This window comes from Paenibacillus gansuensis (assembly GCF_042684925.1).
In the GTDB taxonomy this organism is placed as follows: domain Bacteria; phylum Bacillota; class Bacilli; order Paenibacillales; family DY6; genus Paenibacillus_N; species Paenibacillus_N gansuensis.
Map to the genome: position 1 here is coordinate 231,305 of NZ_JBHUME010000005.1, position 17,252 is coordinate 248,556.

22 protein-coding genes and 1 pseudogene are annotated in these 17,252 nt (G+C 50.8%); 18 read left to right on the top strand and 5 right to left on the bottom strand.

Features of this window, described 5'->3' with window-relative positions:
- Nucleotides 1-4: 4 nt before the first annotated feature.
- From ACFSUF_RS05005 to ACFSUF_RS05025, 5 genes are all read left to right on the top strand, one after another.
- Nucleotides 5-301 (top strand): hypothetical protein, encoded by a 297-nt coding sequence (locus tag ACFSUF_RS05005; protein ID WP_377600754.1) that lies wholly within the window; start codon nt 5-7, stop codon nt 299-301.
- A 159-nt stretch (nt 302-460) separates the two neighbouring features.
- Complete coding sequence (locus ACFSUF_RS05010; RefSeq protein WP_377600756.1) at nt 461-1,492, top strand: FUSC family protein; 1,032 nt, start codon at nt 461-463, stop codon at nt 1,490-1,492.
- Nucleotides 1,493-1,578: 86 nt separating this feature from the next.
- Nucleotides 1,579-2,442 carry a DegV family protein gene (locus ACFSUF_RS05015; protein ID WP_377600758.1) on the top strand — a complete coding sequence of 288 codons (864 nt, stop codon included), beginning with the start codon at nt 1,579-1,581 and terminating at the stop codon, nt 2,440-2,442.
- A 126-nt stretch (nt 2,443-2,568) separates the two neighbouring features.
- Nucleotides 2,569-2,997 (top strand): 6-pyruvoyl trahydropterin synthase family protein, encoded by a 429-nt coding sequence (locus tag ACFSUF_RS05020; RefSeq protein ID WP_377600760.1) that lies wholly within the window; start codon nt 2,569-2,571, stop codon nt 2,995-2,997.
- Nucleotides 2,998-3,090: 93 nt separating this feature from the next.
- Nucleotides 3,091-3,252 (top strand): hypothetical protein, encoded by a 162-nt coding sequence (locus tag ACFSUF_RS05025; RefSeq protein WP_377600762.1) that lies wholly within the window; start codon nt 3,091-3,093, stop codon nt 3,250-3,252.
- A gap of 334 nt (nt 3,253-3,586) precedes the next feature.
- Here the strand turns inward: ACFSUF_RS05025 and mgrA are convergent, their stop codons facing one another.
- Both mgrA and ACFSUF_RS05035 read right to left on the bottom strand, forming a co-directional pair.
- Nucleotides 3,587-4,576, bottom strand: coding sequence for an L-glyceraldehyde 3-phosphate reductase (gene mgrA, locus ACFSUF_RS05030; RefSeq protein ID WP_377600764.1), 990 nt, complete (start codon nt 4,574-4,576; stop codon nt 3,587-3,589).
- Between the two features lie 72 nt (nt 4,577-4,648).
- Entirely contained in the window at nt 4,649-6,280 is a 1,632-nt protein-coding gene (locus tag ACFSUF_RS05035) for a hydroxysqualene dehydroxylase (protein WP_377600766.1), read from the bottom strand.
- Nucleotides 6,281-6,541: 261 nt separating this feature from the next.
- Here ACFSUF_RS05035 and ACFSUF_RS05040 point away from each other — a divergent pair, with 261 nt between their 5' ends.
- The 4 genes from ACFSUF_RS05040 (at nt 6,542) to ACFSUF_RS05055 (ending at nt 8,805) form a co-directional block, all read left to right on the top strand.
- Nucleotides 6,542-6,769, top strand: coding sequence for a hypothetical protein (locus ACFSUF_RS05040; RefSeq protein WP_377600768.1), 228 nt, complete (start codon nt 6,542-6,544; stop codon nt 6,767-6,769).
- Between the two features lie 54 nt (nt 6,770-6,823).
- Entirely contained in the window at nt 6,824-7,573 is a 750-nt protein-coding gene (locus ACFSUF_RS05045; protein WP_377601732.1) for an SDR family NAD(P)-dependent oxidoreductase, read from the top strand.
- Nucleotides 7,574-7,615: 42 nt separating this feature from the next.
- On the top strand, nt 7,616-7,939 hold the full coding sequence (locus ACFSUF_RS05050; RefSeq protein WP_377600770.1) for a CHY zinc finger protein: 324 nt from the start codon (nt 7,616-7,618) through the stop codon (nt 7,937-7,939).
- 191 nt (nt 7,940-8,130) lie between these two features.
- A complete protein-coding gene (locus ACFSUF_RS05055) occupies nt 8,131-8,805 on the top strand; it encodes a YjgB family protein (RefSeq protein WP_377600772.1) in 675 nt (224 codons plus the stop codon).
- A 183-nt stretch (nt 8,806-8,988) separates the two neighbouring features.
- On the opposite strand, the gene ACFSUF_RS05060 is transcribed toward ACFSUF_RS05055, so the two are convergent.
- A complete protein-coding gene (locus tag ACFSUF_RS05060) occupies nt 8,989-9,594 on the bottom strand; it encodes a sterol desaturase family protein (RefSeq protein WP_377600774.1) in 606 nt (201 codons plus the stop codon).
- A 166-nt stretch (nt 9,595-9,760) separates the two neighbouring features.
- Between ACFSUF_RS05060 and ACFSUF_RS05065 the strand changes: the two genes are divergently transcribed.
- From ACFSUF_RS05065 to ACFSUF_RS05105, 9 genes and pseudogenes are all read left to right on the top strand, one after another.
- Complete coding sequence (locus ACFSUF_RS05065) at nt 9,761-10,273, top strand: acyl-CoA thioesterase (RefSeq protein WP_377600776.1); 513 nt, start codon at nt 9,761-9,763, stop codon at nt 10,271-10,273.
- A gap of 17 nt (nt 10,274-10,290) precedes the next feature.
- Nucleotides 10,291-10,701 (top strand): annotated as a pseudogene (locus tag ACFSUF_RS05070) (N-acetyltransferase family protein); the annotation flags it as partial.
- 45 nt (nt 10,702-10,746) lie between these two features.
- Entirely contained in the window at nt 10,747-11,172 is a 426-nt protein-coding gene (gene fosB / locus ACFSUF_RS05075; RefSeq protein ID WP_377601734.1) for a metallothiol transferase FosB, read from the top strand.
- 12 nt (nt 11,173-11,184) lie between these two features.
- Nucleotides 11,185-12,000, top strand: a complete 816-nt coding sequence (locus ACFSUF_RS05080) for an inositol monophosphatase family protein (RefSeq protein ID WP_377600778.1) — start codon at nt 11,185-11,187, stop codon at nt 11,998-12,000.
- A gap of 28 nt (nt 12,001-12,028) precedes the next feature.
- Nucleotides 12,029-12,349, top strand: coding sequence for a hypothetical protein (locus tag ACFSUF_RS05085; RefSeq protein WP_377600780.1), 321 nt, complete (start codon nt 12,029-12,031; stop codon nt 12,347-12,349).
- On the top strand, nt 12,262-12,759 hold the full coding sequence (locus ACFSUF_RS05090; protein WP_377600782.1) for an alpha/beta fold hydrolase: 498 nt from the start codon (nt 12,262-12,264) through the stop codon (nt 12,757-12,759). The genes ACFSUF_RS05085 and ACFSUF_RS05090 overlap by 88 nt, the downstream gene beginning before the upstream one ends.
- Nucleotides 12,760-12,788: 29 nt before the next feature.
- Complete coding sequence (locus ACFSUF_RS05095; protein WP_377600784.1) at nt 12,789-13,268, top strand: DinB family protein; 480 nt, start codon at nt 12,789-12,791, stop codon at nt 13,266-13,268.
- Between the two features lie 158 nt (nt 13,269-13,426).
- Nucleotides 13,427-13,996: a thymidine kinase gene (locus ACFSUF_RS05100; protein ID WP_377600785.1), complete on the top strand. Its 570-nt coding sequence runs from the start codon at nt 13,427-13,429 to the stop codon at nt 13,994-13,996.
- Nucleotides 13,997-14,071: 75 nt separating this feature from the next.
- Complete coding sequence (locus ACFSUF_RS05105) at nt 14,072-15,250, top strand: iron-containing alcohol dehydrogenase (protein WP_377600786.1); 1,179 nt, start codon at nt 14,072-14,074, stop codon at nt 15,248-15,250.
- Nucleotides 15,251-15,286: 36 nt separating this feature from the next.
- On the opposite strand, the gene ACFSUF_RS05110 is transcribed toward ACFSUF_RS05105, so the two are convergent.
- Together ACFSUF_RS05110 and ACFSUF_RS05115 are read right to left on the bottom strand one after the other, a co-directional pair.
- Nucleotides 15,287-16,180: a TIGR03943 family putative permease subunit gene (locus tag ACFSUF_RS05110; protein ID WP_377600788.1), complete on the bottom strand. Its 894-nt coding sequence runs from the start codon at nt 16,178-16,180 to the stop codon at nt 15,287-15,289.
- Between the two features lie 15 nt (nt 16,181-16,195).
- Entirely contained in the window at nt 16,196-17,137 is a 942-nt protein-coding gene (locus tag ACFSUF_RS05115) for a permease (protein ID WP_377600790.1), read from the bottom strand.
- Between the last annotated feature and the right edge of the window lie 115 nt (nt 17,138-17,252).

Here is a 17,252-nt window from a genome sequence, read left to right on the forward strand (position 1 = left end):
TGGAATGCTGAATTCTATACAGCTGCATCCAACCGGCGAGATGGTTTTGGAATCGGGCACCTACATTAGCGAAAACGGCGTCAAATACGACTTGGCCCGGGGCGATAAATTCCCGGCATGCCCGGCGGACGGAAGCAATACGACATGGCGGCCTCAGGATCATCTTCATCAAACTGGGGATTTGGTCACAGAAACCGGCGTTTATGTTTGTAATGCAGGCGAACGCGCTGAGTTTGAGAAGGGAAACTATTTTCCGGTATGTCCCGTAACCGGAGAAGGTACCCAATGGAAACACGTATAGTAAGCCAATGGAATCCATGCAAAGAGTGCCGAAAGGCGCTCTTTTTGTTGCCCTGCCCAGACCCGGGCTAAGCGGGCTACTTTGCATCGGCTCCCTTTTGCATGTAGAATAGGTAAGTTGGTTCATAATAGATAAATAAAGGGAAAGGGGAGCATCAGAGTGACGTTAGGGGCCAGAGTTTTTAAAACGGGAGTCGCGGTTACTCTCGCCCTGTATGCCAGCATGCTGCTGAATTTGTCCCCGCCCATCATCGCCGCGGTTGCTGCTTTATTCGCCATGCAGCCTTCGATCTACCGTTCCTGGAGGTACCTGCTGGAACAGCTGCAAACCAATACGCTTGGCGCGGCGCTTGCCCTCGTGGCCGGATATTTTTTTCAGAATGATCCGATTGCAGTAGGGGTTACTTGTATCATCGTCATTGTGCTATGCCGGCAGTTGAAAATGGAGGAGTCTATCGGTCTTACTCTCGTTACGGTTATCGCTGTTATGGAGGCGCCGGGGGTCATGAAAGCAGCGGATCACATCCTGTTTGCTTTGAACCGTTTTCAGCTTACGATCATCGGTATTATTTCGTCCTTCCTAATCAACATCCTGTTCATTCCGCCGAAGCCGCAAGGCCAGTTCTTTTCGCATGTACAGCAGGTGTTCGGCAATTTGTCCCTGCTGCTCCGCACACTGATTTCCAACGAGATCAAGGAGAATGTGTTTCAAGAGGAGAAAGAAAAGCTGGAGCGCTCGATCCAATCGCTTATCAACAAATATAAGCTGTTTGAAGAGGAAGAGAAGAAACTCAAGCATAAGAAATTCAGTGATGTTCGGCTGCTGGTCGTATATAAGCAAATGCTGAATACCCTTCATAAAGGCTATGAAATTCTGGAAACGGCGGAACAGCACTATTTTCAGGCGGCAAGAGCAGAAGATACCGATGCGGATTTCGATCAAATACTGGAGAAAATCAACAAGTATCACGAGCATGTACTGTTGAAGTTTGACCGCATCATTAAGCCGGATCATTCCGATCAGTACTGTATGGACAAGGAAAATGAGGAGTTTCTGAGCAGCATTATGGACGCTTACGCGGACCGGAAAGACGGCCGGCTTCGTTTAGCGATTGTAGCGGCAGCCATTTACGACTACGGTTTCCAAGTGAGCAGGCTTGATAAGTTGGTGGACCGGCACATCCGGGAATAAGTCCCGCCGGGTCAGGAAATTTCAACCGTTTCTTTCTGAATTCATGGTATAATAGGACCAGAAATTTTATATACGGGGTGGTCACCTTGACAGTATCCATTATTGCGGACAGTGCGGCGGATTTACCGAAATCGTTGATCGAGCAGTACGGAATTGAAGTTTTGCCGTTAAGTGTATCCGATGCGGCGGGACAGTATTCGGACGGAGGAACGCTGCAGCCGAAAACGCTGTTTGAACGGATGAGGGAAGGTCACGTTTACAAGACGGCCCAAGTATCGATCGACCAGTTCCGCAAGGCGTTTACCAAACTGGCGGTGGAAGGAAGATCCGGCGTCTATGTAGCTTTCTCCTCCGGAATTTCGGGGACCTATCAAACTTCGCTGCTCGTGAGAGACATGGTTCAGGAGGAGTATCCTGATCTGGATTTGCGGATTGTGGACACCAAATGCGCCTCTGTAGGCTGCGGACTGGTGGTTGTAAAGGCGGCAGAAGCGGCCCTTGCAGGCAAGAATGCAGACGAGGTGGCGGAAACCGCCGAGTATGCAGCACAGCATATGGAGCATATTTTTACAGTAGATAATCTGGAGTATTTGTACCGGGGCGGACGCGTAAGCAAGACATCGGCTTTTATCGGGGGCTTGCTGAATATTAAGCCGGTACTTCACATGGAAGACGGGAAACTGGTGCCGCTGGAGAAAATCCGCGGAAAGTCCAAGGTGCTCGGACGGATGGTAGAACTGATGGAAAAGCGGGGGGCTGCCGATCTGAAAGATCAGACGATCGGGATCTCTCACGGAGACGATCCGGAGGCGGCTGAAACGCTCGAGCGCATGATCCGGGAGAAGTTCGGATGCGACAAATTCGTTACGAATATGATCGGCGGTGCCATCGGCGCTCACGCAGGACCCGGGACACTGGCTTTATTCTTTTACAATGAGCAGTTATCGTGATAGTCACTGGAAATCACACGGCGTTCAAGCTGTGTGATTTTTTTTCGCGGTTGACTGCTTGAATCACGGGTAGAATACAGTATACTAAGGTATGTTGTGCCAAGCATCCTGTAAGGAGGATTACCTATGTTATTTCAATATTATCCAAGCGTACCGCATTCTTATAAATACGAGCTCCACAAAGATATGAATTTTGCCGCAGCCCATTTCATTCCGGCCTCTTCGGCCGGCCATTGTGCCGACATGCATGGACACACCTATGTCGCAGACATTACGATCGTAGGCAATGAGCTGGACGAAGCCGGTTTTCTGGTAAACTTCGCCGACCTGAAGAAACTGATTCACGGGCGGTATGACCATACGTTGCTGAACGGACATGAAGAATTTAACGGGGCCCCCGGGGAGGAAAGCGGCAAATTTCCAACGACGGAAGTGGTAGCGAAGCAGATTTGGGAGCGGATCGAAGCTTATTTAAGCGAAAGACCCAACCGGCCGCATTGCCTGCAGGTGCTGGTGAGGGAAACACCGACCAGCTATGTCATTTACAGGCCTTGATGTATAAATGATGTTCGCAAATGGCAAGAAAGGCAGTGCACCTTTACGGAGTGCACTGCCTTTTTATTTAAACGGGCCAGCGTTACATGATGTTTGAGTGATCGTGGTGCAGGTTGGCTGCGGTATAAGATCGGCTGCGATAAAGGCGGCTGGCTGCCGGAATACCAGTTTTCTTACCACGGGCTGCTGCCTAGACGGATCCGCTTTTCGCCGTTAGTAAGGAAATCGTACCACCGCTGGCGGAAACGAACCTGAGGGCCATCGGCCGTAAATAGCAGTCACTTCCTCTTCAATGGGCGTAAACGTGACGAAGTTTATAAATTTGCTCCGTTTCCCTTCGTCGGAAGGAGTTAGAATCCACTATTGGGGGACACCTCCAGAAAAAAGATTTTAGTTCGTTTTATAGATTTTACATACATTATACAATCATTATACAAATTCATGAAACGATTGGATAGCGTCAGAAAGTCCCATTTTTCGGTTACTCTGTCATTTACCCAGTTGGAAAAGCAGCCGACTCGCTCTTTGGCAAATAAAAAAGCATTTCAGAAAACCGTTTCCGGTTCTGAAATGCTTAGCTTACATGAAGTTAGTCTTTCAAAATCGCTTCAATCCGCTCCAGCTCTTCAGCTGTAAAGTCAAGATTGTTCAAAGCAGCCACATTCTCCTCAATCTGGCTTACACGGCTTGCACCGATCAGTGCAGAAGTAACACGACCGCCGCGAAGTACCCAGGCAAGTGCCAGCTGAACCATAGTCTGCCCTCGTTCCTGGGCGATTTCATTAAGCTTGCGCACCTTGGCGATTCGCTGCTCGGTGACGTCGGTTTCTTTGAGGAAATGTCCTCTGCTTGCACGGGAATCGCTTGGGATGCCGTCCAAGTAGCGGTTGGTCAACATGCCTTGAGCCAACGGACTGAAGGCAATGGAGCCGACCCCGTTCTCCTCCAGCACATCCAGCAGAGCGTCCTCAACCCAACGGTTGAACATGGAATAAACCGGTTGGTGAATAAGCATCGGCGTCCCCAGTTCCTTCAGGATACGGATCGCTTCCGCAGCCTGATCCGCCTGGTAGTTGGAAATCCCAACGTATAAAGCTTTCCCTTGACGTACAATCAGGTCCAAAGCCGCCATCGTTTCTTCCAAAGGCGTATCCGGGTCCGGACGATGATGATAGAAAATATCGACATAATCCAATCCCATCCGCTTCAGGCTCTGATCCAGGGAACTGACTAAATATTTCTTGGAGCCCCACTCGCCGTAAGGGCCTTCCCACATATAGTAGCCGGCCTTTGTGGAGATGATCAGCTCATCGCGGTAAGCCGCCAGATCCTGTTTCAAAACCTGGCCGAACGTTTCTTCCGCCGAACCCGGAGGAGGGCCGTAGTTGTTAGCCAAATCAAAATGCGTAATGCCCAAATCGAAAGATCTGTGGATCATGGACCGTGCGTTTTCCAAAGTGTCAATTCCGCCGAAGTTATGCCACAAGCCGAGTGAGAGGGCGGGCAGCTTAAGTCCGGATTTACCGGCGCGGTTATACTTCATCGAAGCATATCGTTCTTTACTGGGTTGGTAAGCCAAGTCACAAAACCTCCTATGGACCAAAGATAGTATGTAATTCCATACGTATTATACCATAAATGATTGCGTTTACTATAATAGATGGCCGTTCCAGGGCAGACCCTTCTGGAACCGTTCCCGGTCGTGTGAGCGCCAAAGCACGAGGGAGGCGTATTCGTACATCTCCCAGATCCGGCAAGGTTTGGCATCGGAGCCAGAGGCTTCAAGAATGCAGTTGACCGCCCGGCGGGCCGCTTCGTTCGCACCCTCCATCGTAGCCAAATCCGTATTGGTCCTCACATAATCGGAAGCAAGGAATAAATTAGGAATTTGAGTGTACGCATTCGGGCGCAGATCCCATGTATGCACTTTATTCACCAGCAATGGTTCCATATTGGAACAGGCCCCGTCCGGGTTCGGGTATTGAATGTCGTCATCAAGGAACCAGCTGTGCAGCGCATCGTCGCACAGGACCGTCTGTCCGTCCACGTTGAGGCTTTGCTTCAGCTGCTGCCAAACTTCCTCTTTGATTTCATCAGGAGAGCAGTACATGGCCTGTTTGCCGTATATCAATCCTTCCGTCGTCCAATCGGAAATATCCACGGACAGTACGCCTTTCACCTTACCGTCGCCGTATCCGGACAGATCCGTATGGGGCCAGAACTGCTTTTGGGAAACCGACGTAAGCGCCCAAGGCGTGTCCATATAAATCATATGCCCGTGTATAATAGGAACGTCTTCCGTTAGAAAAAATTGAATCCCATTCATCCAGTCAACGGATTTCGCCAGTTCCGGCAGACGGCCGAGCAGGGGGTCCGCAGCGATCATCGGTTCGGTCACGAGGCCGGCCATCACTTCTACCGGCAAAGCACAAATATAATAATCACCGGTGACGCGGACCGGCTGTCCGGCGATTTCCACCCATGCGCCTTCGATTACTCCGTCTACGCAGTCAATGGACAGCAGTTTTGCATCCAGATGATACTCAACGCCCATACTTTTCAAGTGTTCTAACCATGGATAGAGCCAGACTTCATTCGTTGGGCCGTTCAGAAGCCTGTCGGCGCTCCCCGGAGTGACCATATCCATCATGATCTGCCCGCAGACGGCTCCTACCGTAAAAGCATTGGCTTCCCGCGACTTGGCGGCTACCAGAATCCGGGTCAACCCTGTGAACACTTTGCGGTAGGCCTCCGACTGTTTGTCGGCTTGAATGAAGTTCCACCAGCCGACCCGCTGATATTCCAGGAAACGCCGTTCGTCGCAAGCCGTCATGACCTGCCACAGCTTATTGACATAATGTTCGATATCCTCATCGCTGAGCCCAAGACGGTTATCGAACATCGACTTGATCAGCGTGCGGATATCGGACATGGATCTGGGCAGCTCTGTGCAGAACTCCACTGGCTCATGATCGAAGCGGGCCAACCCGAGCCGGGTTCCCTCGATGAGGTTGTCGTAGACACCTTTTTTATTATTTTGGTAAGGTATGCGTTTCAAAGTATCGGTAATGTGGTTATAGAACTTAGGAAAAAATCTGAATCCGTGTTCGCCAGGCAAATCCTTCCGGCCGTCCTTACCTGAGCCTTTGACGGGAATGCTTCTTGCTTTGCCTCCTGGTAAACCTTTCCTTTCATAGACTTCAACAAAGTAACCGCGTTCGGCCAGCTCGTGTGCAGCACTCATTCCTGCTACACCGCCGCCCAAAATAACAACTTTTGGCATCTTTTACCTCTTTTCTATAGTGCTTAAGAACCAGCGCTAAAGTCCCTTTTCTTTCTAATTTATACCATATGGGCAGAGGAGCCGTAAATCCTTGTTTGAATTTCCATAAGTTGTGACGTAATTGTTCATATTTCGTTGCAATTTTTTAAGTTTATTTTAATATTCGTAATTTATACTATTTTCATAGGGCACGAAGTGAACCTTTTCACGATGTTTCACGTTATACTTATTAAAACTGTCGCCTACTGGAGGTCTTTAATTATGAAAACTGTTATTGAAGTCCAAAATAAGAAAGTTCCAGTATACTTTGAAGAGAAAAGCAAGAAAGCACTGGATAAATTAATTGAAGTGATCAACCTGAAGATTCGGACAGGGAAGCGTACCGTTACCCGGTTTCTAACTTCGCTTGACAGTATAGAGATTGTCGGCAGCGATGCCATTCTTTATTCCACTAAAGAAACGGATACTCTGGCGCTGTCGTTATACTAATTAAACTATGGATTCCGCAGGAGCAAAGGTGGGTCGTTCCGTTTGAAAACCGTGATGATTACAGGCGGGGCGCAGGGCATCGGCCGCGCCGCGGCCCTCCGCTTTGCGGAGGAAGGATATCGCGTGTCCATCAGCGATATTGATCAGGATGCCGGATTGGAAACGATCCGGCATATACATAAGCTCGGAGGGAGCGCCCTGTTCCTGCGCGGTGACAATGCCAGCGAGGCGGATATCCGCCGCTGGTTCGCTGTCGCCGGGGAGGAGTTCGGCGCGCCCAACGTGCTGGTGAACAACGCGGGCATCGGCAAGGGCGGCTCCATGCTGGAGCTGTCCCTTGCCGACTTCGACCGCGTGCTCGGGGTGAACCTTCGCGGCGCTTTCATCTGCGCACAGGAGGCCGCTCGCCGCATGCGTGACAGCGGCGGCGGGGGCAGCATCATCAACATTGCGTCCACACGCGCGTTGATGTCGGAGCCCGACACGGAAGCCTATGCGGCATCGAAAGGCGGCATCCTCGCGTTAACGCACGCGATGGCTGTGAGCCTCGGCCCCCTAGGCATTCGTGTCAACGCGATTTCCCCCGGTTGGATCGAGACCGGGGACTGGCAATACTCGGCGCGGACCAAGACGCCGCGCCACTCGGAGCGCGACCGCCTGCAGCATCCCGCCGGCCGTGTCGGAGTCCCCGGCGATATCGCCGAAGCCTGCCTGTACCTTGCAGGCCCGCACGCCGGGTTCATCACCGGCCAAAACCTCGTCATCGACGGCGGGATGACGGTCAAGATGATCTACGAAGAATAGGCGGGTGCCTCTCTTGGCGTAATTCGGATAGGGGAGATCGGAGTGAAGGTACACGGCGCGATCGACGGCCGGACCCGCTGCAAGCATTATCATAGCGAGCGGGATATCATTGCCATCAAGATGAAGTGCTGCGAAACTTATTATAGCTGCTACTATTGCCATCAAGAGGAAGCTGGACATGTAGCTGCCGTATGGCCTGCCGAACAATGGAACACCCCCGCGGTTCTTTGCGGAAACTGCCGCTCAAAATTAACGGTACGGCAATATATGGACTGCGATTATTCGTGTCCGTCCTGTGGTGCTGCTTTTAACCCGGGATGCAAGCTGCATAACCACTACTATTTTGAAACGGAACACTCGGACTAATGGTTGAACGTACATAGAATGAACATCAACCTGAGCGGAATCTGCGAATTGAGCGGAGGAAACTCAGGTTTTTTCGCTTGCCCTCCCGGATGCGGTTTTCCAACGTTTTTTTGGGTAAATATAAGGATCTAACACAAAAATCTGCAAGGAGGAAACAGGATGAAAACGACTAAAATGCTGCAGATAAAGGATTGCTCATAGCTTGTGCCTTTCTATGGACAGCTTGCGGCGGAAGCGGCGGTTCTCCTGGCAACTCCAGCTCGGACCAAAAACCGATTCCGGACACTGCCTCTCCTCCGTCCAATACTTCAGGAGCAGGAACAACGGAACCATCTGTTCCTGACAATACGGACCAATCGGGCACTTCGCCTGCTCCTGCGCCGCAGCAAGGGCATACGGCCCATCATCAGACAGCGCCGTCCGGTACTGATTCGACGCGGAATGTAATCATGCGGATCTATAAAGATGCACAGAAAGGCAAAGCGAATGGGATCCAGTTTACCGCGCATGCATCGCATATTGATGAAATTACCGCTAAGTGGGGTGAGCCGGATTCCACGGACAGGGCGGGAAAAGGGTTTTATGCAGTGTATAAGAAGAGGCAGGCCGTCTTTGGTTACAACAAGGGCGGCCAGATTTTCGATGTACGTTCCCTATCCCCGAAACTGCACAGCATTACAGCTTCTCAGATAAAAGAAGCTCTGGGGGAACCGGCGGAGGTAAGAAAGACCGGAAACGACAGGATTTATGTGTACCGGGTGAACAAGCAATATGAACTGAAATTTGTCATTCCCTCAGCTTCGGGGAAAGTGGATCATATTTCCGTCTTCTCGCCCAAGGATGCAGTGAATCAAATGGCCGGATAACAATAGGGTAAAAGTAAGCAAAACAACCTGTAAGGAGCCGTCAGTCTCCATTACAGGTTGTTTGTGTTACCACATTAAGAAAGCATAAGTTTTCGGGACCGAAAACAGGCTTTCTTATTGGCGAATAAACCTACATGTAAACGCGGCCGCTCCGCTTTGGAAAGACCTCGATCGAGGTTTATCTCAAGTCTCCAAATTTCTCGCCGAGCTGCTTCTTTCTGTTTGCTTCGGTTCGCGGAACGTGCCGAACAGGCGGTCGTACAGCGTATTCGTCACGCCGAACCAGTAGTGCTCATTTTGGAAATGATGCCATAAATGCACCTTTTTCATCCAACGTCCCCATGGCGTCCTGGGCACGATCGGACGGTGGGCTGCATAGTGGGTCCATTCGTAGTACAGCAGAAACCCTGCGGTTCCCGTAAAAAAGGCAGCTGTAGTCTTCGTATCACCGGTCAGCACATAAAGCAGCACACAAACCCCTGAAATCAGCGGCAAACTGTACCATACGGGCAGAAGCATCAGCTTGATATCGTCAGGTACTACATGATGGTCATAATGAAGCCTTCGGAGAAAAGAAAGGAAGAGCCGGTTTTTTGGAGGTTTTAAGTGAAATAGAAAGCGGTGGATCGCATATTCGCTGAACGTATAGGTCAGCGCGCCGGAGGCAATGGCGGCCCAGCTTTGCCATCTGCCAAGGCTGTCTGCGCAATAGCCGAAAGCCAGCAGCAAGAGCGCGCACATTACGAGGACATCTTTATGTCCGAAAAATTCTTTAACATACTTCCGCATTCTAGATTGCAGCCCCTTTTTGCCTGTGATGTGTGAGCAATTCCACTTACATATATACGACGAAGCAGGCATCGATTCCTCCGGCACGGAAAGAGATGTATTTGGCAACCTTTAGGTGAGTAAGCTACAATAGGAGCAGGAAACGCATAGTTAAGGAGTGTTCGCAATGGAAGCCAAAACTGTGAAAGAATCCCGGGTCATCCGTACGGATCTCGTGATGCCGAATGAGACGAACAATCATAACACGATGTTCGGGGGGATCCTGATGCGCAACATTGACGCCAATTCGGCCATTGCCGCACGCAGGCATTGCCGTACTGATGTAGTGACCGCTTCTACGGATTCAGTGGATTTTCTGGTACCTATTAAGCCTACGGATTCTGTGTGCCTGGAATCGTTCGTTACCTGGACGGGGCGAAGCTCCATTGAAGTGTTTACGAAAGCGATAGCGGAAGACTTGAATACAGGTCAACGGCGAATAGCGGCCACGGCCTTCCTTACCTTTGTCAGCATCAGCCCGGAGGGGAAACCGCAGCAAGTGCCGCAGATCCTGCCCGAGACAGAGGAAGAGAAGAAACTGCATGAAACCGGGGCGGTACGTGCTGAATTGCGCAAAACCCGCCGGAATCAGGCAAAGGAGCTGGCGTCTTATATCTCGTTGTCCAAACCATGGGAGTAAGGGGAAATGAGAAAAATATGAATAAGTTGGAAATAGTACAGCCTTCTAAAGAACATATAGACGGTATTGCAGTCCTGTTCAACGCGTACCGGGAGTTTTACGGACAACCGGAGGATCTGGCAGGTGCCAAAGCTTTCTTGCATGAAAGGTTCGACCGCGGCGAATCCGTACTGTTTGCCGCAAGAAATGAAGAAGGCGCTTTCATCGGGTTCGTTCAGCTGTACCCGTCTTTCTCTTCGGTTTCGATGCAGCGGCTGTGGATCCTTAACGATTTGTTTGTAGCCCACGAGGGGAGGCAGCAGGGTGCGGCAAGGCTTCTTATGGAAGCAGCGAGGGCTTTTGCGGTTGAAACCGGGGCCAAAGGCCTGAGTCTAAGCACAGCCCTGGACAATACGGCTGCACAACGCTTATATGAGTCGCTTGGATATAAGAAGGACACGGAATTTTACAATTATTTTTTTGGCGCTGACAGTATGATCAAAGGGTTGAATCACGTTTGTTTTTCAGTCTCCGATTTGGAGAAGAGCTGCAGGTTCTGGTCAGAGATGATGGGCGCTAAGCTGCTGGTCCGCGGGAAAAGCACGGCCTATTTTGACTTGGCGGGCATGTGGATAGCTTTGAATATGGAGACGGAGATTCCGCGGAAGGAGATCGAGTTCTCCTATACTCATCTTGCGTTTTCCGTCTCTGAAGAAGAGCTTGATGTATTCAAGGACAGATTCAAGAACAACGGTGTGAACCTTCTGCCTGGCAGGGAACGCGATCCGCGGGATGCGAGGTCGGTTTACTTTACGGACCCAGACGGACACAAACTTGAGCTGCACACGGGAACGCTGCAGGATCGGCTGGACTATTACCGGAATGCTAAACCGCATATGTTGTTTACGGAAGACTTATGATGAGGAGTAATTATGGAGCCGATTCTATTATATGCAAAAGAAGTAGCAGTTGAGGCAGTGCTTGCCGCAGGAACAGTGCAGTTGGCAAAATTTAAGGAAGCGGTGTTCGAGGTCAACGACAAGGACGATGCAGGGGATTTGGTTACCGAAGTCGATCTCTTAGCGGAAAAAGAAATTTTGGAACGCTTGCAATACCACTTCCCGGATCATCAGATCCGCAGCGAGGAAACAGGGTGGAGCGGGGCGGAAGGAGACTGGCTTTGGCTGGTAGATCCTTTGGACGGAACGAACAATTACGCTGTCGGACTGCCGTTGTTCGGAGTGTCGGTCACGCTGTTATACCGGAAAGAGCCGGTTCTTGGCGTCATTTACGAAACGGTTACGGACCGTATATACACGGCCGTCAGAGGCCAGGGTGCCGAATGCAACTCGAATCCGTTGGTGCAGGCTGCGCCCAGATCTTCCGATATCCGTAAAATGACGATCAGCTGGATTCAAGGCCATGCCGTGCAAAAACACCCTGAAGCCTTTAAACTCAAGCAGTATATCGATCTTCATTGCAAAAGAACGCTGCGGCTTTGGGCGCCTTCACTGGCATGGTGCTTAACCGCCAAAGGAACGCTGGACGGGATCGTACTGTACAACTCCGAAGGCGATGATCTATATGCCGGCGTACTTATGGTTAAGGAGGCAGGCGGTATCGTTATGGACTTTGAAGGGAATGAGTTTTCCGGGATGAGCAAGGAGCCCTATCTGATCGCCTGCCATCCCGATCATAAGGAACTGATGCTGCAACTGGTCAGAAACGGGCTGGCGGCAGACAGGTAATGAATCTGCGCCACAGGAGGCATAGTTCATGGTAATTAAGGAGAATTGGGTTACCAGTCTCGGGACAGAGATCCATTATATCGAGTCTATTCCCGAGGAACCGTCGTCTGAAGTGCCGCTGTTCATCTGTCCCGGGTTATCGATGAATGCGGAAGATTATATCCCGCTCATGAAACAGCGGACCGCAGATGCGCGGCCGTTACGTTTCGGGGGCGGGGAAAAAGCGGGACGCCGGAGTCCGGGTAGGCGCTGGCAGATCATTTGGCGGATATGGAAGCCGTTTTATGCGAGCTGGATTATCCGTCCTATGTTATATTCGCCTATTCGCGCGGCGTTTCTTACGCTTTAGGCTTCCTGGCGGAGCGGAATCCGTTGTTGTCCGGGATGATTCTTGTCGATTATCCCGCGGAGCATAAAGTCATGCCGTCCGGATGGGCTGAAGATTATATTACCAATTATTTAGTCCCTGCGGGCAGGCTGGAGGCGATCCGTCCAAAGGCGGTGAAAGGCATTGAGCAGGAAGCTGCAGCCGTTGAATTTTATGACGCTTTAGCGCGCACACGATTCCCGGTACTTATTATGAGAGGTGCCCTGGAGGGCGGCCTAATCACACCTGAGGATGAACGTAAATACAGGGATGCTCCTCCTTTTGGGGAACTCGTTACATTCCATCATTCCGGCCACGATGTGCATGCATCGGAAACAGAAAAATACAACCAGTGTATCAAGCATTTCCTGAATAAAATTGACCGATTGTAGATAACCGAATACAGGGAGGGCAATGCTGTATGTTGGAAGAATCTATTTGGTATCAATTGGAAACGGCTAGACATATCACTTTGCGCTGGATCGCTAAAATGACGGAAGAAGTCTGCGATGTGCAGCCTGAGGGTTTTCCGAACAACTTCCGCTGGCATTTAGGCCATATCGCTACGATACAAGCTCAGCTGGCGCACTATTATATCGGACTTCCGCTGATGCTTCCGGACGGCTATCCGGAACGTTTCGCCAACGGGACGCGGCCGTCCGAGTGGATGACACCGGGCCCGGCTCTGCCCGAGCTTGCCGAGGTGCTGGCCGGACAGATTCCCTCTCTCCGCGCGGCTTTGCCGGACGGATTAGCAGTCCCCGCTGTAAAGACGTTCGAGCGTGTCGGCCGCCGGATGGAGACCGCGGCGGATATTTTACTGTTCTCGGCTTATCACGAGGGCCTGCACATCGGCATGATTAACGGGATCAAGTACGGCATGGGCGGCGGAAAAAGGTAGAAAGCATGGTTGCAGGAAGAGCCGGAAACGGCTAGATAAAGGATACCTTACCTTCCCCGCCAGCTTCTCATAGACAGCTAAACAAGCAATTGTGTATACTTTACTATCTACGGATTTTGAACTATAACCTAATTTGAAGCGGAGCGGGGAAGCGTATTATGGCTAAACTTTATTATCGTTACGGGACGATGAACAGCGGCAAATCCATTGATATCCTGAAAATTGCGAACAACTATGAAGAACAGGGCAAGAAAGTACTGATCTTTACTTCGGCAATCGATGACCGCCACGGGGTCGGCAAAATTACGTCCAGGGTCGGTATCCAGCGGGACGCCCTGCTTTTGGATGAGACGGTCTACGACAAAGTTCTCGCAGAGAAACCGGACTGCGTCGTTATTGACGAGGGCCAATTCGCCAGCAGTGAAATTATTGATCAACTGGCCGCAATTGTGGATGAGCAGGATATCCCTGTGATCGTATATGGACTGATGACGGATTTCCAAGGCGATATGTTCGAAGGCAGCAAGCGGCTGTTGGAGCTCGCGGACCGGATTGAAGAAATCAAAACGATCTGCTGGTACTGCAAAAGCAAAGCGAGATTCAATACCAGGTTTAAGGACGGCAAGGCCGTATTTACAGGGGAACAGATTGAAATCGGCGGGAACGATAAATATCTTCCTTTATGCCGAAAATGTTATATGAGAGAAAAGCTTGCCTCGCAGGCTTAAATTACGTTCATTTGACTTTGTATCCGGCGTTTCTTACAATTAGTAAGGTACATATAAACCGTTAGGGACAGGGAGATGAATGTATTGAGATCTTTCGCTTTTCAGAATCCTACGAAATTAATCTTCGGTAAAGGCCAGCTTGAGCAGTTGACTACTGAAGTTCCGAAATACGGTAAGAAAGTTCTCCTGGTTTACGGGGGAGGAAGCATTAAACGTAACGGTATTTACGATAATGTGATGCGCCTGTTGTCAGGAATCGGTGCAGAAGTCCACGAATTGTCCGGGGTGGAACCGAATCCGCGCCACACCACCGTCAATAAGGGAGGCCAAATCTGCAAAGAGCAGGGCATTGAACTGATTTTGGCGGTAGGCGGCGGCAGCGTGCTGGATGCAGCTAAGGCGATTGCCGTTGCGGCGAAATATGACGGGGATGTTTGGGATATTGTGAGCAAGAAAGTGCCGGTTCCGACCGAGGCAGTGCCTATCGGTACCGTGCTTACCCTGGCCGCAACCGGCTCCGAAATGAACTCGGGCTCCGTCATTACAAATTGGGAACTGAACGAGAAGCACGGATGGGGCAGCCCGGCCGTGTTCCCGAAATTCTCGATCCTGGATCCGGAGCATACCGCTTCCTTGCCTAAGGACCATACGGTATACGGTATTGCCGATATGATGGCGCATGTATTCGAACAGTATTTTCACCATGATCCGCATACGCCGGTTCAAGACGGCTTTTGTGAATCCATTCTTCGCGCCGTAATCCAGACCGCCCCAAAACTGGTGGAAGATCTGACCAACTACCAATACCGTGAGACAATCCTTTACTCTGGGACGATGGCGCTGAACGGAACATTGTCCATGGGCGTTCTCGGCGACTGGGCCAATCATGGTCTGGAGCATGCGGTATCGGCCGTATACGATATTCCGCATGGCGGGGGACTTGCCATCCTGTTCCCGAACTGGATGACCTATGTACTTGATGAGAACGTTGGCCGTTTCAAACAGCTGGCCGTCAATGTGTTCGGCATATCAGCAGACGGCAAATCCGACAGGGACGTCGCAGAAGAAGGCATCAAGGCGCTTCGCAGCTTCTGGACCTCCATCGGAGCTCCAAGCCGATTGGCTGACTACGGTATTGATGATTCGAAACTGGACCTCATGGCGGACAAGGTACTGGCTGCCGGCGGTCAAGTGGGTCACTTCAAAGCATTGAATAAAGAGGATATTCTAGCGATCTACAGAATGTCGTTATAAGCTGAAACGGCCGCATCCGTAAGGGTGCGGCCGTTTTTATTCGGGCAGCTCGGCGCTCTGGTACACATAAGGGTCTTTAGGAGGTTGAATTGCAACAGCACTGGACAACTCGAGTTTCATCCGCGGTTCACCGTTCCGCTTGATGACGGTCAGCTTACCCGTCACACGAAACCACTGATCGTCTTGAAGCTTACGGCCATTCCTCAGTTCCGCTAAGATCCCAAGCGGAAGCGCATCCGCGGAACAGCACTGGACACTAAAGCGGCTGACCGCAAACTCGTCCGGGGCCATGGTCTCATCACGGAATAGAAAGCCGCTGACACTGATCCGTTTGCCTGCAAAGGCTTCCTGGTACAGGTCGAGGGTAGTCAACGCATCAATGTAGTTTTCCGATGTGATCCGGATCAGGTCTTGGCTGTAAAGTTGTTTCGCATAAGCTGCGTATTCCTCTGTAAACGGAGTCGAGGGAAAGAGGCTATCCAGGGACGGCTTTTTCCCTTCCGGCAACGAAGGGGCTGACCCGGCATCATTCCCGGTTTTGAGCGCGGAAGCAGCGCTCCAATTCATTCCTTTTTGGGCGGCCATCGAGCTGCTGAGCGTATGATCCGGCAACAGGATACCCATAGCAACGGGAACAATAAACAAACTATATATGACCAGGCTCCGAATGGAAGAGGAAGGCGGAGCATGGTCATGGCCGCAGCCGCAATCATGTTCCGTCTCCGGTTTCAGCCGGAATAGGCGATAGATATGATAAACAGCCCCTGCATAAAGAACGAGCGAAGCGCATTTTACATACAATTCCATACGGGGCGCGATATATAAGGACATGGAACCGCGCTTGACCAAATCCGCAATAAATAATGCGAGCCCGGCAAGAATAACAGCCCTCAGAACAGTGTGCACCTTTCGGATACGTAAATCAGCCATCCCTCGTCATCCCCCTTACTTTGCAAGCCATAAGGCGTCAATAAGATGTGAACCCGCGAGTACCGAGGCAGTAATGAGCAGCATCAGGTACAGCACAAACTTTTTGTTGAACACCGAGAAGAGCATCAGGGTCGTCTTCATATCCAGCATGGCCCCGAAAACAAGAAACGTCAGTAGAGGTCCCGGACTGAACGCTGATGTGAAAGACGCCGCAACAAATGCATCCGAAGTGGAGCAGATGGAAAGCACATAGGCTAGTCCAGCCATAAACATATGCCCCCCGGCGGACTCACTGCCTAATGACATCAGCGTGTCCCGGCTTATTCCGGTTTGGATCAGAGCGGTCAGCAGAATGCCGAACAGCAAATATTTGCCCATATCAAAAAATTCGTCCGAAGCATGAGAGAAGAAAGAGCTAAACTTCCCTCCGATCCCGGCGGTTCCATGCGGATGGTGTTCATGGGTATGGACATGGTGATGATGGGAAGAGGCGTTTTTCAACGGATTGTGTCTGACAGTAAAATAGAGAATGCCGCCGATTGCAGCCGAAACCGCAAAAGCCAGTCCCATTCTGGCATACACGAGCTCCGGCTGATGATGAAAAGCCATCGAAGTGGAAGCAAACACAACCGGGTTCAGGATGGGAGCGGCAAGGATATAACTGATTCCCGCATAAACCGGCATCCCCTTTCGAATAAGCCCCCGGACGACGGGGATCATGCCGCATTCACATAATGGAAGGGCAATCCCAATCAAACAGGCGGTGATAATCGCTAAGGCAGGGTGCTTTGGAAGTACCCGCCTAATGCTGTCTTCCGACACAAAGGTATGCAGCAGGGAAGATACCAATACACCCAACAGCAGAAAAGGCAGGGCTTCCAGCAGAATGCCCAAGACGATCGTTTTAAAATTCTGGATGGTATCGAAAGTTAGGAACGGGGTGACAGCTGCCGGCATTTCGGATCCCTCCACATGTGATCTTTTTAGAGTATATGAGCCCGTCCTATAATGTAGCACGCTAAACGTAAATTTTACGATTAATTAGTTTGTAATCCCAAGTTAGACAAGGTAT

Coding starts and splice junctions, on each gene's coding strand:
- ACFSUF_RS05080 (WP_377600778.1), top strand. CDS start 11,185: ATGGAGCCGATTCTATTATATGCAAAAGAAGTAGCAGTTGAGGCAGTG.
- ACFSUF_RS05115 (WP_377600790.1), bottom strand. CDS start 17,137: ATGCCGGCAGCTGTCACCCCGTTCCTAACTTTCGATACCATCCAGAAT.
- ACFSUF_RS05100 (WP_377600785.1), top strand. CDS start 13,427: ATGGCTAAACTTTATTATCGTTACGGGACGATGAACAGCGGCAAATCC.
- ACFSUF_RS05045 (WP_377601732.1), top strand. CDS start 6,824: ATGATTACAGGCGGGGCGCAGGGCATCGGCCGCGCCGCGGCCCTCCGC.
- ACFSUF_RS05035 (WP_377600766.1), bottom strand. CDS start 6,280: ATGCCAAAAGTTGTTATTTTGGGCGGCGGTGTAGCAGGAATGAGTGCT.
- ACFSUF_RS05095 (WP_377600784.1), top strand. CDS start 12,789: ATGTTGGAAGAATCTATTTGGTATCAATTGGAAACGGCTAGACATATC.
- ACFSUF_RS05105 (WP_377600786.1), top strand. CDS start 14,072: ATGAATGTATTGAGATCTTTCGCTTTTCAGAATCCTACGAAATTAATC.
- ACFSUF_RS05085 (WP_377600780.1), top strand. CDS start 12,029: ATGGTAATTAAGGAGAATTGGGTTACCAGTCTCGGGACAGAGATCCAT.
- ACFSUF_RS05060 (WP_377600774.1), bottom strand. CDS start 9,594: ATGCGGAAGTATGTTAAAGAATTTTTCGGACATAAAGATGTCCTCGTA.
- ACFSUF_RS05005 (WP_377600754.1), top strand. CDS start 5: ATGCTGAATTCTATACAGCTGCATCCAACCGGCGAGATGGTTTTGGAA.
- ACFSUF_RS05020 (WP_377600760.1), top strand. CDS start 2,569: ATGTTATTTCAATATTATCCAAGCGTACCGCATTCTTATAAATACGAG.
- ACFSUF_RS05040 (WP_377600768.1), top strand. CDS start 6,542: ATGAAAACTGTTATTGAAGTCCAAAATAAGAAAGTTCCAGTATACTTT.
- ACFSUF_RS05065 (WP_377600776.1), top strand. CDS start 9,761: ATGGAAGCCAAAACTGTGAAAGAATCCCGGGTCATCCGTACGGATCTC.
- fosB (WP_377601734.1), top strand. CDS start 10,747: ATGATCAAAGGGTTGAATCACGTTTGTTTTTCAGTCTCCGATTTGGAG.
- ACFSUF_RS05110 (WP_377600788.1), bottom strand. CDS start 16,180: ATGGCTGATTTACGTATCCGAAAGGTGCACACTGTTCTGAGGGCTGTT.